Origin of the sequence: Pseudomonas sp. p50(2008) (assembly GCF_015351605.1) — a bacterium.
Classification (GTDB): Bacteria; Pseudomonadota; Gammaproteobacteria; order Pseudomonadales; family Pseudomonadaceae; genus Aquipseudomonas.
This window is the reverse complement of the sequence record NZ_JACMYF010000002.1, coordinates 535,984-551,630: the sequence shown is the minus strand read 5'-3', so window position 1 is coordinate 551,630 and position 15,647 is coordinate 535,984. Positions and strand designations below refer to the sequence as shown.

Below are 15,647 nucleotides of genomic sequence, written 5' to 3'. Positions count from 1 at the left end.
ATAGACCGTTGACGTTTTCAGGTCTGGCAGCGTGGGCAGAAGACGCTGGCGCGCTGACCCAGCTTCACGTCCCGCAGCCCGGTCCCGCAGACTTTGCAGTGCTCGCCCGCTCGGCCGTAGACGAACAGTTCTTGCTGAAAATAGCCGGGCTGACCGTCACCGCCGATGAAGTCCCGCAACGTCGTGCCGCCACGTTCGATGGCATGGATGAGGATGCGCTTGATCTCGATCGCGAGTTTCAAATAGCGCGCCCGGGAAATGCTCTTGGCCTCGCGCCGCGGGTCGATACCGGCAGCGAACAGTGCCTCGGTCGCGTAGATATTGCCCACGCCCACCACCACCGCGTTATCCATGATGAACGGTTTCACGGCCATCGAGCGCCCGCGGGACTGCTGAAACAAACGCTCGCCGTCGAAAAGGTCGGTCAACGGCTCCGGCCCCAGGCGAATCAGCAGTTCGTGATTGAGCGGATCAAGACTCCAGAGCATTGCACCAAAGCGCCGTGGATCGGTGTAACGCAGCGCCAGACCGGACTCCAGCTCGATGTCCACATGCTCATGCTTGGCCGCCGGCGAACCGGCTTCCACCAGACGCAGATTCCCGGACATGCCCAAATGGCTTATCAAAGTGCCGACTTCGGCATTGATCAGCAGGTATTTGGCACGGCGCTCCACCAGCACGATGCGCTGGCCGGACAGCCGAACATCCAGGTCTTCGGGAATCGGCCAACGCAACCGGCGATCACGCACAATGACCCGACTGACACGCTGTCCTTCCAGGTGCGGGGCAATCCCGCGGCGGGTGGTTTCGACTTCCGGCAGTTCAGGCATGGCGCTCTCGAATCAGGCTCTGGATCAGAGGAGGTTCAATACTCAGCGGTGATTGCCGAGGTCGCGAATCGTTTGTTTGAGGGTTTCGAAGTCGTAGTCCGAGAGGCCGACATAATCGAGCACCAGATGGCTGATGCTGTTCCACTCATGGTCAATCTTCTGATTGCCCAGCACTCGGTAGGACGCGCAAATATGCTCGGCCATTTTCAGAATCGCCAACAGATTTTTCAGCTGACTGTTGCGTGAGGACTCGTCACTGAAAATCGCCAGGGCGTTGTGGTGGTTGGCGATGGCGTGGCTGACGTGTTCCGGCAAACGCCAGGATTTGGCCGTGTAGTAACCGACAACTGCATGGTTGGTATTGAACAGGCTGTTCTCGGTGTCCACTACCCGGCATTCCGGGCTGGCATTGGCGTAGGCCTTTTCCAGAACGCTCATGTAGTCAGGGAAGCGCTGAAGCATCAGCGGCACGCCACAATCGTGGAACAAACCCAGCGCATAGGCCTCGTCACCGGCCTGGCCACCGATGCGTTTGGCGAGGGTCAGACAGGTCATCGCCACGTCCTGAGCGGTATCCCAGAAACGGTTCAACGTCACGATGGTGTCATCGTTCATCTCGCCCTTGATCGACATGGCGTTGATCAGGTTGATGACGGACCGGCTGCCCAGCAGGTTCACTGCGCGCTGGATCGAGGCGATCTTGTTGGAAAGACCGTAATAAGGCGAGTTGACGATTTTCAACAGGGAACCGGACAGGCCGGGATCCTGGGAGATCAGCTTGGCGATCACCTCCAGGTCCGGGTCCGGCATGTACTGCTCCATCTGCAAATCCACCATGATCTGCGGCTGGGCCGGCACGCTGATGCCTTGCAGGGACTGTTGAATTTGTTCGGTGGTCAGCTCTTGGGACATAAGTACACGCTCTTGGACAGGCGGCGATTCTAACCTTTATGAAGTTGGATCCGACACACCAGCCGGCACATCGGAGGAACTTTCATTCAGGCGCAGGCTTCGGACTGAGTAATGCCCTCGGGCATCCACTTACTCACGTCAGGAGCTGTATTCATGTCCAATTCCCTGAATGGCAAACGTGTCGCAATTCTGGTGACCGATGGTTTTGAGCAGGTCGAGCTCACCGGGCCGAAGAAGGCTTTGGAAGAGGCCGGGGCTCAGGTCGATATCCTGTCGGCCGAGGAAGGCCAGGTCAAAGGCTGGAATCACGACAAACCCGCGGACGATTTCAAGGTTGACGGTACCTTCAAGGCCACCAGCATCGATCAGTACGACGCCGTCGTTCTGCCGGGCGGCGTACAGAACTCCGACACCATCCGTATCGACCAGGACGCCCAACACCTGGTCAAGACCGGTACATCGGCCGGCAAGCCCATTGCGGTGATCTGTCATGGCGGCTGGTTGCTGATATCGGCCGGATTGGTCAACGGCAAGACCATGACCAGCTACAAGACGCTCAAGGATGATCTGGTGAACGCCGGCGCGAACTGGGTGGACAAGGAGGTGGTCAAGGACGGCAATCTCATCAGCAGCCGTCAGCCGGACGATATTCCGGCGTTTAATCGGGAGTTGATCGGCGCGTTGTCGGCCTGATACTTACCCATGTGGTGAGGGGATTTATCGGAATGCCGCACCACCCCGTTCGGCAGCGAAGCGGCCCCAAAATGTTTGCGACTGCTTCGCAGCCGAACGGGGTGGTGCGGCATTCCGATAAATCCCCTCGCCACAGGTCTATCCGTGGAACAGAGGCGCTGTACAACACGCTATACTCCCGCTCTTTTTTCCGGAGCGACGTCATGTCCCTGCCTAGCCTGCGCCTCAAAGCCAACGCCGACCGTCGCCTGCGAAACGGCCACCTGTGGGTCTACAGCAACGAAATCGACGTGGCCGCCACCCCGTTGCACGGCTTCAAGGCCGGCGATCAGGCGATCCTCGAAGCCGCCGGCGGCAAGCCGTTGGGCATCGTTGCCATGAGCCCGAACAACCTGATCTGCGCCCGTCTGCTGTCGCGCGACATCAAGTTGCCGCTGGACAAATCACTGCTGGTGCACCGCCTGAACGTTGCCCTGTCCCTGCGTGATCGCCTGTTCGACAAGCCGTTCTATCGCCTGGTGTACGGCGATTCCGACCTGCTGCCGGGCCTGGTGGTCGACCGTTTCGGCGACATCCTGGTCGTCCAGATCGCCTCGGCGACCATGGAAGCCCATAAAGAAGACGTGATCGCAGCATTGACCCAAGTGCTCAAGCCAAGCGGCATCCTGTTCAAGAACGACTCCGCTGCACGCGATGCCGAAGGCCTCAACCGCTACGTCGAAACCGTTTTCGGCCTGGTGCCGGAGTGGGTTGCGCTGGAAGAGAACGGCGTGAAATTCGAAGCGCCGGTCATTCAGGGCCAGAAAACCGGCTGGTTCTATGACCACCGCATGAACCGCGCTCGCCTGGCGCCGTACGCCAAAGGCAAACGCGTACTCGACCTGTACAGCTACATCGGCGGCTGGGGCGTACAAGCTGCCGCGTTCGGCGCCAGCGAAGTGTTCTGCGTCGACGCTTCGGCCTTCGCCCTTGACGGTGTCGAGCGTAACGCCGCCCTGAACGGCTTCGCCGAAAAAATGACCTGCATCGAAGGCGACGTTTTCGAAGCCCTGAAAGAACTGAAAGCCAGCGAAGAACGTTTCGACGTGATCGTGGCTGATCCGCCGGCGTTCATCAAACGCAAGAAAGACATGAAAAACGGCGAAGGCGCCTACCGTCGCCTGAACGAGCAAGCCATGCGCCTGCTCAGCAAGGACGGCATCCTGGTCAGCGCTTCGTGCTCGATGCACCTGCCGGAAGACGATCTGCAGAACATCCTGCTGACCAGCGCCCGCCACCTGGACCGCAATATCCAGATGCTGGAACGTGGCGGCCAGGGCCCGGATCATCCGGTTCACCCGGCGATTGCTGAAACGCGCTACATCAAGAGCATCACCTGCCGGTTGTTGCCGAACAGCTAATCGGTCGCCCTGCGGACGTTGCGTTGTCGGCCCTGAAAACCGGGGTCGCTGCGCAACCCGACGCAGGCTGCGCCAGCTGCTACATAAAGCCTGCACGGCCACCTATCGCGGTTCCTGTAGCAGTTGCCGAAGGCTGCGTTCGGCTGCGAAGCAGTCACCATCAAGGTGCATGTCGATCAACCTGATTGCGGGAGCGAGTCAAATCGCTCCGGCGACAGATTCACAAAAGCCACACACCTTCTGCATTGACTTCCCTCTTCAGCAAGTCAACTCTCGGCCACCCCTCACGGATCGAGAGCGTTGTCGATGACCCCCTCCCCGCACACCACGAACAAATCGTCGCTCATCCTGCTATTGATGGGCATGACGCTTCTCGGCGTTTTTCCGCTGGACGTCGTACTCCCCTCTTTTCCCGCGCTCTCTGACTACTTCCAGACCTCAGCCTCGGACATTGCCCTCTCCGTAAGCCTGTTCGCCATTGGCCTTGCGTTATCGGTGGTGCTTGTCGGGCCGCTGTCGGATTTATGGGGGCGCAAGAGGCTTTTGCTGATGGGCATCGCCATCTCGATGATCGGTGCGGCCGGCTGCCTGGTTTCCAGCGATTACCGCTGGTTCCTGCTGTTCCGGGTCATACAGGCCGTGGGTTGCGGATCCTTTGTGCTCTCACAGGCGCTGATCCAGGACTTGTTCGTCGGCAAGGAGCAGGAGCGAATGAGGATCTGGATGACCACCGCCGGCGGCGTGTTCATTTCCATCTCGCCGCTGCTGGGAACCTGGTTGCAATTGCACCTGGGTTGGGAAGGCAGCTTCTATGTTTTCATCGCGCTGGCTGCCGTCGTCTGGGTGAAGGCCAGCGCGCTGCTGCGGGACACGCCACCCCGTCGCGATGCATCACCAGGACGCTTTTTCAGCGCTTACTGGCGACTTTGTTCCGACGTACGCTTCATGGGTTACTGGCTTATTTCGGGCCTGGCGTTCGCCTGCCATTTTTCATTCATCGTCATTTCGCCCATCATTTTCATGGAGCGCCTGGCACTCTCGCCCTACGAATTTGCCTGGGCCTTGTTGCTGTACGGCGTGGCGTATGTGTTTGGCGGAATCGTCGCGAGCGCACTGCATCGGCGCTTACAGGCCAACACCCAGATCATTGTCGGCCTCGGGCTGATTGCCCTGTCGGGGGTGGTCATGTTGTGGCTGGCGAATCAGTTCGGGCTCACGGCGACGGCCGTGCTGATCCCCATGCTCATCTGTACGGCCGGCACCACCATTGCCAGGCCCATCGCCAATTCCAGAGCCATGACTCTTCATCCGGAAGATGCGGGTACGTCCTCTTCCGTCGGCGGTGTGATGATCTTCATGTGCGGCGGCGTAATCAGCGTGGTGATCAACCTCGTGTCCGACGACCTGACCACTGCCCTCTCCTTATGTTTTTTGATCCTGAGTGCCGCGGGGCTCGCCTTGAACGCGCTGATCGTGCGGCGCAATGTTGCCCTGACAGCGAGCTGACACACGCCGATCGTCATTCAACACGTCCCGTGAGCGCTGGATCAGCGCTTCCCGGCATTCCCTCCCGCTGCCAGCCGTGTAGAATCGCCACATTCATCGCCAGTCATCCCCCGGCGGGTTTATGAGCTCAAGCTGAAGCGCGCGGCGATCCCGCAAAGTTATCGGCAACTTCCGGACACACGGCCATTTCTGAGTGTTCCAGACGTCAATAGAAGCTCACTTCCCTTTTGATACCTGATTAGCCGCCCGGAGTGCTTCATGCCTGATTACCGCTCGAAAACATCCACCCACGGCCGCAACATGGCCGGCGCCCGCGCACTGTGGCGCGCCACGGGGATGAAAGATGACGACTTCAAAAAGCCGATCATCGCCATTGCCAACTCCTTCACCCAGTTCGTACCGGGCCACGTTCACCTCAAGGACCTGGGCCAACTGGTCGCCCGCGAGATCGAACGCGCTGGCGGTGTGGCAAAAGAATTCAACACCATCGCCGTGGATGACGGCATCGCCATGGGCCACGACGGCATGCTGTATTCGCTGCCGAGCCGCGAGATCATCGCCGACTCCGTCGAGTACATGGTCAACGCCCACTGCGCCGACGCTATCGTCTGCATCTCCAACTGCGACAAGATCACCCCTGGCATGCTGATGGCGTCCCTGCGCCTGAACATCCCGGTGATTTTCGTTTCCGGCGGCCCGATGGAAGCCGGCAAGACCAAACTCGCGTCTCACGGCCTCGACCTCGTCGACGCCATGGTGATCGCCGCCGACTCCAGCGCTTCTGACGAGAAAGTCGCTGAGTACGAGCGCAGCGCCTGCCCGACCTGCGGTTCGTGCTCCGGCATGTTCACCGCCAACTCGATGAACTGCCTGGTTGAAGCCCTGGGCCTGGCATTGCCGGGCAACGGTTCGACTCTTGCTACCCACAGCGACCGCGAACAGCTGTTCCTGCAGGCCGGCCGCACCATCGTCGAGCTGTGCAAGCGCTACTACACCGAGAACGATGAGTCGGTGTTGCCGCGCAACATCGCCAACTTCAAGGCGTTCGAAAACGCCATGACCCTGGACATCGCCATGGGCGGTTCCACCAACACCATCCTGCACTTGCTGGCTGCGGCCCAGGAAGCCGAGATCGATTTCGACCTGCGCGATATCGACCGTCTCTCCCGCCACGTGCCGCAACTGTGCAAAGTCGCGCCGAACATCCAGAAGTACCACATGGAAGACGTGCACCGGGCCGGCGGGATCTTCAGTATCCTCGGCTCGCTGGCCCGTGGCGGTCTGCTGCACACCGACCTGCCGACCGTGCACAGCAAGACCCTGGCCGAAGGCATCGCCAAGTGGGACATCACCCAGACCGACGACGAAGCCGTGCACCACTTCTTCAAGGCCGGTCCGGCGGGCATCCCGACGCAAACCGCGTTCAGCCAGTCGACCCGTTGGGAAACCCTGGATGACGACCGCGAAAACGGCTGCATCCGTAGCGTCGAACATGCTTACTCGAAAGAAGGCGGCCTGGCCGTTCTCTACGGCAACATTGCGCTGGACGGTTGTGTCGTGAAAACCGCCGGCGTCGACGAGTCGATCCACGTGTTCGAAGGCAACGCGAAGATCTTCGAAAGCCAGGACAGCGCGGTACGCGGCATCCTCGCAGATGAAGTGAAGGCCGGCGACATCGTGATCATCCGTTACGAAGGCCCGAAAGGCGGCCCGGGCATGCAGGAAATGCTGTACCCGACGTCCTACCTTAAATCCAAAGGCCTGGGCAAAGCCTGTGCTCTGCTCACCGACGGTCGCTTCTCTGGCGGCACCTCTGGCCTGTCCATCGGCCACGCTTCGCCGGAAGCCGCTGCTGGCGGCGCGATTGGTCTGGTGCAGGATGGCGACAAGGTGCTGATCGACATTCCGAACCGTTCGATCAACCTGATGATCAGCGACGAAGAAATGGCCGGCCGCCGTGCCGAACAGGACCAGAAAGGCTGGAAACCGGTCGAGAAGCGTCCACGTAAAGTGACCACCGCTCTCAAGGCCTACGCCCTGCTGGCGACCAGTGCCGACAAGGGCGCTGTGCGTAACAAGGCGATGCTTGACGGGCTGTAAGGCTTAACTGTCGAACAAAAAATGCCCCGCCAAGTGCGGGGTATTTTTTTGCTTGCGCTCCCCCCAAATGCTGGAGATCTACTGTAGGAGTGAGCCTGCTCGCGATAGCGGAGTGTCAGGCAACATAAATGTGAATGACACACTGCTATCGCGAGCAGGCTCACTCCTACACTGGTTTTTTCGGTGCTTACTGGATTTCTTCAGGCTTCACGATCACCCAATTCTTGTCTGCCGTCACCGGCAACCCTTCCTTGGCCTGCGCCGCTGCGTGCTTGGCCATCATGCCGTTAATCTGGGTCATGTATTTGTCTTTGCGGTTGACCCACAAGTGAATGCCGCCCTTGGCCACGTCGACGCTGTGGAACAGCATGTAACCGTCGCTGGTCGGGGTATCGCCGCCAACGAGCACCGGTTTTTTCCATTCATCGATGTAGGTCAGGATCGCCGCCTGCTTGCCGGCCATCCAGGTCGCCGGGGTCCACAGGTACGGGGTCAGCTCAAGGCCCAGGTTGGCCTTCTCGTCATACTTGCCTGCCGTGATCTGCTTGCGCGCCGTGGTCAATTCGCCGGTCTTGGTGTCCTTGAGCAGCAAGCTCACGCCGATCACGTTCTGCGGTTTGACGTTGTAACCGTACTGCGGGTCGGAAGCGACCATGCGCACCAGTTCTTCGGAGGCGGCGGTCATGACGTAGACCTCGATACCGTTCTCCATCAGCTTGTTGTAGAGCTCTTGCTGACCGGTGAAGATTTTCGGCGGGTTGACGTCCATTTTCTTGACGACATCGCCTTCGAAGTAAGTCGCCGGCACCGGTTTGCCGGACGCCATCAATTCATCGACATAGCCTTTGAGCTCTTTGAGCGTGAAACCCGAGAACACCTGCGCGACCCATGGGTAGCACACCATGTCGTCGAGTTCGCAGAGGCGGTAGTAGTAACTGAACAGGCTTTCCTTGTGGTCAGCCGTGTCTTTGAACGGGATCAGTTTCAGGGAAGGATCAAGCTTTTCACGGGTGATCAGGCCCTTGTTTTCCATGTACGGCAGCAACGATTCTTCGAGGTCGTAGCGGTAACTGGTGTTGTCCATGTCGAACACCGCGTAATTACCTTTGTTGGCGTTGGCGGCAATCATGGCGTCCAGCGCCTTGGCCTGATCGGCGGGCCAATGCTTCAAATCCGTGGCGAATGCCTGGCCGGCGAGGCCAAGGCAGAGTGCGGCGAGTAGAAATTTCGGTGCGAGCTTCATCGGCATGCATTCCTTATCAAAAGACCCTGAGTCAAAGAAACCGACGCTAACAAATAAATATGACGGTCCTCGTCTGTCAGCGACCGTTACCGCACCCATTGCGCCAGATGCATCCCTGAGAGCGACGCGCGCTTATTCCAAAAACGACAGTTGCCATACGTTTTTGGTATTAAATCATTAGTTTTCAAGCTGTTAGGCTTGCCGGTTCGCAGCTGCCCCGGAAGGCTGCTGGCACAAGTCTTTATCGGAGTCTCAATGAATCTGCCGCTGATCCTCAATCTGCTGGTGTTCCTCGCCCTGCTCTTTGGCCTGGCACAAACCCGCCACACTACATGGAGCCTGGCCAAAAAAGTCCTGCTCGCGCTGGTACTGGGCGTGGCGTTTGGTGTGGCTTTGCACAGCATTTACGGTGCCGGCAACCCGGTGCTGAAAGCCTCGATCGGCTGGTTCGATCTGGTGGGCAACGGTTACGTGCAGCTGCTGCAAATGATCGTCATCCCGCTGGTGTTCGCCTCGATCCTCAGTGCAGTGGCCCGTCTGCACAACGCGTCGTCGCTGGGCAAGATCAGCTTCCTGACCATCGGCACGCTGCTGTTCACCACCGCCATCGCCGCGTTGATCGGTATCGGCCTGACCAACCTGTTCGGCCTGACCGCAGAAGGTCTGGTGGCTGGCACGCAGGAAATCGCCCGTCTGCAAACCATTCAGACCGACTACGCGGGCAAGGTCGCGGACCTGAATGTGCCGCAGTTGCTGCTGTCGTTCATCCCGCAGAACCCGTTCGCCGACCTGGCGCGCGCCAAGCCGACATCGATCATCAGCGTGGTGATTTTCGCCGCATTCCTTGGCGTCGCTGCGCTGCAGTTGCTGAAGGATGACGTCGAAAAAGGTCAGAAAGTGATCAACGCCATCGACACCCTGCAAGCCTGGGTGATGCGTCTGGTGCGTCTGGTGATGAAGCTGACGCCGTATGGCGTGTTGGCGCTGATGACCAAAGTGGTCGCCGGTTCGAACCTGCAAGACATCATCAAGCTCGGCAGTTTCGTGGTGGTGTCCTACATCGGCCTGGGCCTGATGTTTGTGGTGCATGGCCTGCTGGTTTCGGCAGCCGGGATCAACCCGCTGCGCTTCTTCCGCAAGATCTGGCCGGTGCTGACGTTCGCCTTCACCAGCCGTTCCAGCGCCGCGACCATTCCCCTGAGCATCGAAGCGCAGACCAGCCGCCTGGGCATTCCACACGCCATCGCCAGTTTTGCCGCTTCGTTCGGCGCGACCATCGGCCAGAACGGTTGTGCCGGTCTGTACCCGGCGATGTTGGCGGTGATGGTTGCACCGACCGTGGGCATTAACCCGCTGGATCCGCTGTGGATCGCGACGCTGGTGGCGATTGTGACGCTGAGCTCGGCCGGTGTGGCGGGTGTCGGAGGTGGCGCAACGTTCGCCGCGCTGATCGTGCTGCCGGCGATGGGCTTGCCAGTGTCACTGGTGGCGTTGCTGATTTCGGTTGAGCCACTGATCGACATGGGTCGTACGGCATTGAACGTCAGCGGGTCGATTGCGGCCGGTGCGATTACCAGCCAGGTGATGCAGCAGACGGACAAAGCACTGCTGGATGCGGATGAGCATTCGGAGTTGGTGCAGGCTTAAACATAACTTCGTGGCGAGGGGATTCATCCCCGTTGGGTTGCGCAGCAGCCCCAAAATAATGGGGTCGCTGCGCAACCCAACGGGGCGGTGCGACGTTTCGCTAAATCCCCTCGCCACAGATCAGGCTTTTTCCCAGACTTCGAAGTTGTACGCCGGCTTATCGTCCACCGCCGGATTTTCGATATTGGACACCAGTTTCCACTGCTCCAAATCGAATTCCGGAAACCACGCATCCCCTTCCGGGCTCAGCGCCACTCGCGTCAGATACAACCGATCAGCCTGCGCCAACCCCTGTGCATACAACTGCGCCCCGCCAATCAGCATCACCTCATCGACGCCCTGCTCTCTGGCCCATTCTTCTGCGCGTACGACGGCCGCCTCAAGCGACGGATATACCTCCGCGCCCTCCAGCTGCAGATCAGTCTGACGGCTGACCACGATGTTCAATCGTCCCGGCAGTGGACGACCCAGGGAATCCCAGGTCTTGCGACCCATGATGATCGGCTTGCCCAGGGTGGTGGCCTTGAAGTATTTGAAGTCCCCCGGCAAGTGCCAGGGCATGCTGTTGTCGACGCCGATCACGCGGTTTTCACCGAGGGCTGCGATCAGGCTGAGGGGGAGTGATTTAGTCATGCCAGCGAGGATACCAGAGCGTCCCATACCCCGATAAGCGCCACAGCGGTTATGCTCACCGTTCAATGAAGCGACGGGATGCCGCGTGACTGAACTGAATAACCTCTGGCTGACGGAAACCATTCGTCTGCGCGAAGAACACGCTGGTCCTCTGGATGATCTGGAAGCCAATCGACTGGCCCGCAGTGCTGGCGGCGACTTGCCGGCACGGATTCAACGCCGGGCCCTGTGGCTGGCTGAACGCGATGGACTGGCCAACGCCCTCAAGCATTGGCTGCAAGGCGCACGATTGGCGCTGATTGTTCTCGCCGTACTGGCCGTGATCAGCGGCACCGGGCTGGCGTTTGCAGCACTGGGCGACGGGCAAACCCCGGTCAATGTGTTCTGGGCCCTGGGCAGCCTGCTCGGGCTGAATCTGATTTTGTTGCTGAGCTGGGCGCTGGGCCTGGTGTTTGCCGGTGAACACGGTGCCAGCCTCGGGCGCTTGTGGTTATGGCTCAGTGAAAAACTTGCCCGCGACGCTAAAGCCGCACAACTCGCACCCGCCCTGCTGCTGTTACTGCAACGGCAGAAACTCAATCGCTGGGCGATCGGCGTGCTGGTCAACGGCTTGTGGTTACTGGCGATGCTCAGTGCCCTGATGATGCTGCTGACATTGATGGCGACCCGGCGTTACGGCTTCGTCTGGGAAACCACCCTGCTCAGCGCCGACACTTTTGTCGCCATGACCCGCACCCTTGGCGCCCTGCCTGCCTTGTTCGGCTTCACTATTCCGACAGTGGACATGATTCGCGCCAGCGGCGATGCGGCACTGAACATCGAAAGCGCGCGCCAGGCCTGGGCCACATGGCTGGTCGGTGTGCTGGTGGTTTATGGCGTGTTGCCGCGCCTGTTACTGGCGTTGTTCTGCCTGTGGCGCTGGAAAACCGGTCAGGCAAAATTACGCCTCGATCTGAACCTCCCCGGTTACGCTCAACTGCGCGAAAGGTTGATGCCCACCAGCGAGCGTTTGGGCATCAGCGATGCCGCGCCCGAGCATTTGCATCGTGTGGAAAGCGGCGTCAGCGACCTGCAAAGCGACGGTGCGCTGTTGGTCGCCATTGAGCTGGATGATCAGCGCCCGTGGCCGCCGCCACTGCCGAAGAATGTCAGCGACGCGGGCATCCTCGACAGTCGTGAATCGCGCCACAAACTTCTTGAACAACTGAGCCGTTTTCCACCCGCGCGCCTGGCCATTGCGTGCGACCCTCGGCGCTCGCCGGATCGTGGCAGCCTGGCGCTGATCGCCGAACTCGCGCGCAATGCCAGCGAGACGCGCGTCTGGTTGTTGCAGGCGCCGCCCGGTGAAGCACTGGATGCCGAGCGTCTGGGCGACTGGCACACCGCGCTGCATCAGCTGGAGCTGCCGTACGCTGACAGCGCGCCGATGAATTGGTTGGAGAACGGTCGTGACTAAACCTTTGAAATTGGCAGTCGTGGGCCACACCAACGTTGGTAAAACCTCGTTACTGCGCACCCTGACCCGCGATGTCGGATTCGGTGAAGTCTCCCATCGACCAAGCACGACACGACACGTCGAAGGCGCACGCCTGTCAGTGGATGGCGAGCCGCTGCTCGACCTTTTCGATACCCCCGGGCTGGAAGACGCCATCGCCCTGCTCGATTTTCTGGAGCGCATTGAACGCCCCGGCGAACGCCTCGACGGCCCCGCGCGACTGGCCCGTTTCCTGGAAGGCAGCGAAGCCCGGCAGCGTTTCGAACAGGAAGCCAAAGTATTGCGCCAACTGCTCACCTGCGACGCTGGCCTCTACGTGATCGACGCCCGCGAGCCGGTGCTGTCCAAGTACCGCGACGAACTGGAAGTACTGGCCAGCTGCGGCAAACCGCTGCTGCCAGTGCTGAACTTTGTCAGCAGCGCCAACCATCGCGAACCGGACTGGCGTGAAGCGTTGGCGCGCCTTGGATTGCACGCCCTGGTACGCTTCGACAGTGTCGCGCCGCCGGAAGATGGCGAACGTCGGCTGTATGAAAGTCTCGCGCTACTGCTTGAAAATGCTCGCCCCCAGCTCGAGCGATTGATCGCCGATCAGCAGGCTCAGCGCCTGGCCCGTCAGCAAAGTGCAGCGCGGTTGATTGCCGAATTGTTGATCGATTGCGCCGCCTGCCGACGCAGTGTGGTCAGTGAGCCCGAGCAGGAACAACAGGCGATCAGCGAACTGCGCAAAGCAGTACGCCAACGTGAGCAACGTTGCGTCGAGGCGCTCCTCAAGCTCTACGCCTTTCGCCCGCAGGACGCGGCGGCCAGTGATTTGCCGCTGCTCGATGGCCGTTGGGGCGATGACTTGTTCAACCCCGAAACCCTCAAGCAGTTGGGTGTGCGCGTGGGCGGCGGCATCGCAGCCGGCGCGGCAGCAGGGGCTGGCGTAGACCTGCTGGTCGGCGGCCTGACCCTCGGCGCAGCCGCGCTGGCCGGGGCCATTGCCGGCGGCGCCCTGCAAACCGCCCGCAGTTATGGCAGTCGGTTAATGGGCAAAATCAAAGGACAGCGCGAACTGACCGTCGACGACAGCGTGCTGCGATTGCTGGCGTTGCGTCAGCGTCAGCTGGTGCTCGCCTTGAACCAGCGCGGACACGCGGCGATGGACAGCATCCAGGTCGCTACGCCCCAGGACAAAACCTGGCGCGAAGGCAAACTGCCCGAAGCCCTGACCAAGGCTCGGGCGCATCCGCAGTGGTCGTCGTTGAACCCGCAGGCGAAGCTGAATCAGGCGGACAGGCAGGAGCAGATTGAGGTGCTGGCGGGACAGTTGTAGAAGCTCAAGCATTTGTATTGCCTGGGCTGGGCCTTCGCGAGCAGGCTCGCCCCCACATGGATCTGTGATGAACACACATTCCCTGTGGGAGTGAGCCTGCTCGCGATGGCAGCAACACGGACTCCAGTCTTTACGCCGCCAACAGGCGCAACGCTTTCTCCTTCAAAAAATCCAGATCGATCACTGGCACATTCATCTCCTTGGCCATCTCATCCCACTGCCGCATGCGCACACTGATCGCGCACAACGGATCTCGCTCGAAAACCTGCGCCTCTTCAGCGGTCATCACCCCGCCCTGATAGTCCAGAGTACGACGACTGGCTTCACTCAAGCGTTCGTAATACCCAGGCTCCTTGAGCGTCAGATAGCGCTTGGCCTGGACGTGGTACTCCACCAGCCGCGCCATGCGCTCACTGAACCCGGCGCGTCGCAGATAATCCGCGCCGAGGCATTCATGACTCACCACGCCGAAACCAGCCATGTTCTCGGCGCTTCCGGCAGCGCAGATATGCCCGATGTCATGGAAGAACGCCGCCAGCACCACTTCATCATCGTAGCCTTCAGCTGTTGCCAGCTCGGCGGCCTGGGACATGTGCTCGATCTGCGACACCGGCTCACCAATGTAATCGCTGCCGCCAAAGCGCTCGTACAGCGCAAATACCTCGGCGATCACCTGTTCATGGCGGTCCATCAGTCCTCTCCCAACAACGTCGCGACGTTACGCTCGGCCATCGCCGGACCGACGCTCATGCCGACGCCCGTGTGCATCAACGCCACACTCACACCGGGTGCCGGCCGCAAGAACGAGAACGGCCCCGGCCCGCGCGCACCGTAGACTCCTTGCCAGCGCTCGACCACCTGGATCTTGCAGGCCAACGTTTGCTCGGCCAGTTCGATCATCCAGTTGTCCACCTGCTCGGCGTTGAACGGTGAAGGGTCACTGCCGTAATGGTGCGAATCGCCAATGATCAGTTCGCCGTAAGGCGTCGGGCTGATCAGCAGGTGAATGCCGTTCTCATGCAGGTGTGGTTCGTCCCGCAAGATCTGCGCCTGCACCGCCGCCGCTTCCGGCAGATCGGCAAAGGCGCCGTAGTGCACGCAACTCAATCCAGTGAGCACCGCGTGCTGCAAGTTGAGGTTGATCTGCGGTCGGGCGCGGAGCATCTGCAAGCGGCAGATCTGCGGGTTGAGCGCGGCGATCGGCTCAGCCAGCAGGGTCTGATAGTCATGACCGGAGCAGACGATGATCTGTTGCGCAGTGAAGGTCCCGGCGGTGCTGTGCAAGCGCCCCGGTTCGATGTCGCGCACAAGTGTGGAGAAATGAAATTCGACGCTGAGTTCGCGGCGCAGGTAATCGATCAGGGCCGGAATCGCTTCGCGGGAATACAGCTGCTGATCGTCCAGACCGTGCAACGCGGCTCGGTGATGGCGGAACTGGCCACCGTAGAGGTCACGCAATGCCGCGCCGCGTAGCAGGTCAACGCGGTAATCATGCTCGATGGCGCGGCCTTCGCAGAAGACTTCCAGCAGGTGTTCTTCCGCTTCGGTACGAGCGAACAGGTATGAGCCGTTGCGCTTGAGTTGCAAGCCAGCCACTTTGGCCCATTGGCCCCAGATCTCGCGGCTGGCCTTTGCGAGTTCAAGCATCGGGCCCGGTGGCTGGCCGGTGACCAGCGCCTGGCCGAAGTTGCGCACCGAGGCGCCAATGGGTGTAGCGCTGCGTTCGAAAACACGGACTTTGAGGCCGCGCTTGGCAGCGGCGTAAGCGTGGGACAGGCCGAGGATGCCCGCGCCTACGATCAGTATGTCGTCTTGGTGTGTCATGAAGAGATGCCTTGAGTTTGGAATCGCCATCGCGGGCAAGCCCGCT

Annotated in this window: 13 protein-coding genes; 7 read left to right on the top strand and 6 right to left on the bottom strand. The window is 60.4% G+C overall.

The window, feature by feature from the left end; genetic code table 11:
* Positions 1–17: 17 nt before the first annotated feature.
* Both mutM and H7698_RS07565 read right to left on the bottom strand, forming a co-directional pair.
* On the bottom strand, positions 18–830 hold the full coding sequence (mutM, locus tag H7698_RS07570) for a bifunctional DNA-formamidopyrimidine glycosylase/DNA-(apurinic or apyrimidinic site) lyase (protein WP_194691018.1): 813 nt from the start codon (positions 828–830) through the stop codon (positions 18–20).
* 42 nt (positions 831–872) lie between these two features.
* On the bottom strand, positions 873–1,688 hold the full coding sequence (locus H7698_RS07565; RefSeq protein WP_194691118.1) for an HDOD domain-containing protein: 816 nt from the start codon (positions 1,686–1,688) through the stop codon (positions 873–875).
* A gap of 207 nt (positions 1,689–1,895) precedes the next feature.
* On the opposite strand from H7698_RS07565, the gene H7698_RS07560 reads away from it, so the two are divergent.
* The 4 genes from H7698_RS07560 to ilvD all read left to right on the top strand — a co-directional run bounded on the left by H7698_RS07560 (position 1,896) and on the right by ilvD (position 7,441).
* Positions 1,896–2,435 (top strand): type 1 glutamine amidotransferase domain-containing protein, encoded by a 540-nt coding sequence (locus H7698_RS07560; protein WP_194691017.1) that lies wholly within the window; start codon positions 1,896–1,898, stop codon positions 2,433–2,435.
* 203 nt (positions 2,436–2,638) lie between these two features.
* Positions 2,639–3,835, top strand: a complete 1,197-nt coding sequence (locus H7698_RS07555; protein ID WP_157712544.1) for a class I SAM-dependent rRNA methyltransferase — start codon at positions 2,639–2,641, stop codon at positions 3,833–3,835.
* 306 nt (positions 3,836–4,141) lie between these two features.
* The gene (locus H7698_RS07550) at positions 4,142–5,341 is read left to right on the top strand and encodes an MFS transporter (protein WP_194691016.1); all 1,200 of its coding nucleotides are present in this window, start codon (positions 4,142–4,144) and stop codon (positions 5,339–5,341) included.
* A gap of 258 nt (positions 5,342–5,599) precedes the next feature.
* Positions 5,600–7,441: a dihydroxy-acid dehydratase gene (ilvD, locus tag H7698_RS07545; protein WP_162439384.1), complete on the top strand. Its 1,842-nt coding sequence runs from the start codon at positions 5,600–5,602 to the stop codon at positions 7,439–7,441.
* Positions 7,442–7,628: 187 nt separating this feature from the next.
* Here the strand turns inward: ilvD and H7698_RS07540 are convergent, their stop codons facing one another.
* Positions 7,629–8,684, bottom strand: a complete 1,056-nt coding sequence (locus tag H7698_RS07540) for a haloacid dehalogenase-like hydrolase (protein ID WP_162439385.1) — start codon at positions 8,682–8,684, stop codon at positions 7,629–7,631.
* Positions 8,685–8,939: 255 nt separating this feature from the next.
* On the opposite strand from H7698_RS07540, the gene H7698_RS07535 reads away from it, so the two are divergent.
* Complete coding sequence (locus H7698_RS07535; protein ID WP_194691015.1) at positions 8,940–10,331, top strand: L-cystine transporter; 1,392 nt, start codon at positions 8,940–8,942, stop codon at positions 10,329–10,331.
* A 120-nt stretch (positions 10,332–10,451) separates the two neighbouring features.
* On the opposite strand, the gene H7698_RS07530 is transcribed toward H7698_RS07535, so the two are convergent.
* Positions 10,452–10,964, bottom strand: coding sequence for a dihydrofolate reductase (locus H7698_RS07530; RefSeq protein WP_194691014.1), 513 nt, complete (start codon positions 10,962–10,964; stop codon positions 10,452–10,454).
* Positions 10,965–11,049: 85 nt separating this feature from the next.
* On the opposite strand from H7698_RS07530, the gene H7698_RS07525 reads away from it, so the two are divergent.
* Positions 11,050–12,420 (top strand): DUF2868 domain-containing protein, encoded by a 1,371-nt coding sequence (locus tag H7698_RS07525; RefSeq protein ID WP_194691013.1) that lies wholly within the window; start codon positions 11,050–11,052, stop codon positions 12,418–12,420.
* A complete protein-coding gene (locus tag H7698_RS07520; protein WP_194691012.1) occupies positions 12,413–13,777 on the top strand; it encodes a GTPase/DUF3482 domain-containing protein in 1,365 nt (454 codons plus the stop codon). The genes H7698_RS07525 and H7698_RS07520 overlap by 8 nt, the downstream gene beginning before the upstream one ends.
* A gap of 130 nt (positions 13,778–13,907) precedes the next feature.
* Here H7698_RS07520 and H7698_RS07515 read toward each other — a convergent pair whose 3' ends face one another.
* On the bottom strand, positions 13,908–14,468 hold the full coding sequence (locus H7698_RS07515) for a phosphonate degradation HD-domain oxygenase (protein WP_194691011.1): 561 nt from the start codon (positions 14,466–14,468) through the stop codon (positions 13,908–13,910).
* A complete protein-coding gene (locus H7698_RS07510) occupies positions 14,468–15,601 on the bottom strand; it encodes a TIGR03364 family FAD-dependent oxidoreductase (protein ID WP_194691010.1) in 1,134 nt (377 codons plus the stop codon). The genes H7698_RS07515 and H7698_RS07510 overlap by 1 nt, the downstream gene beginning before the upstream one ends.
* Between the last annotated feature and the right edge of the window lie 46 nt (positions 15,602–15,647).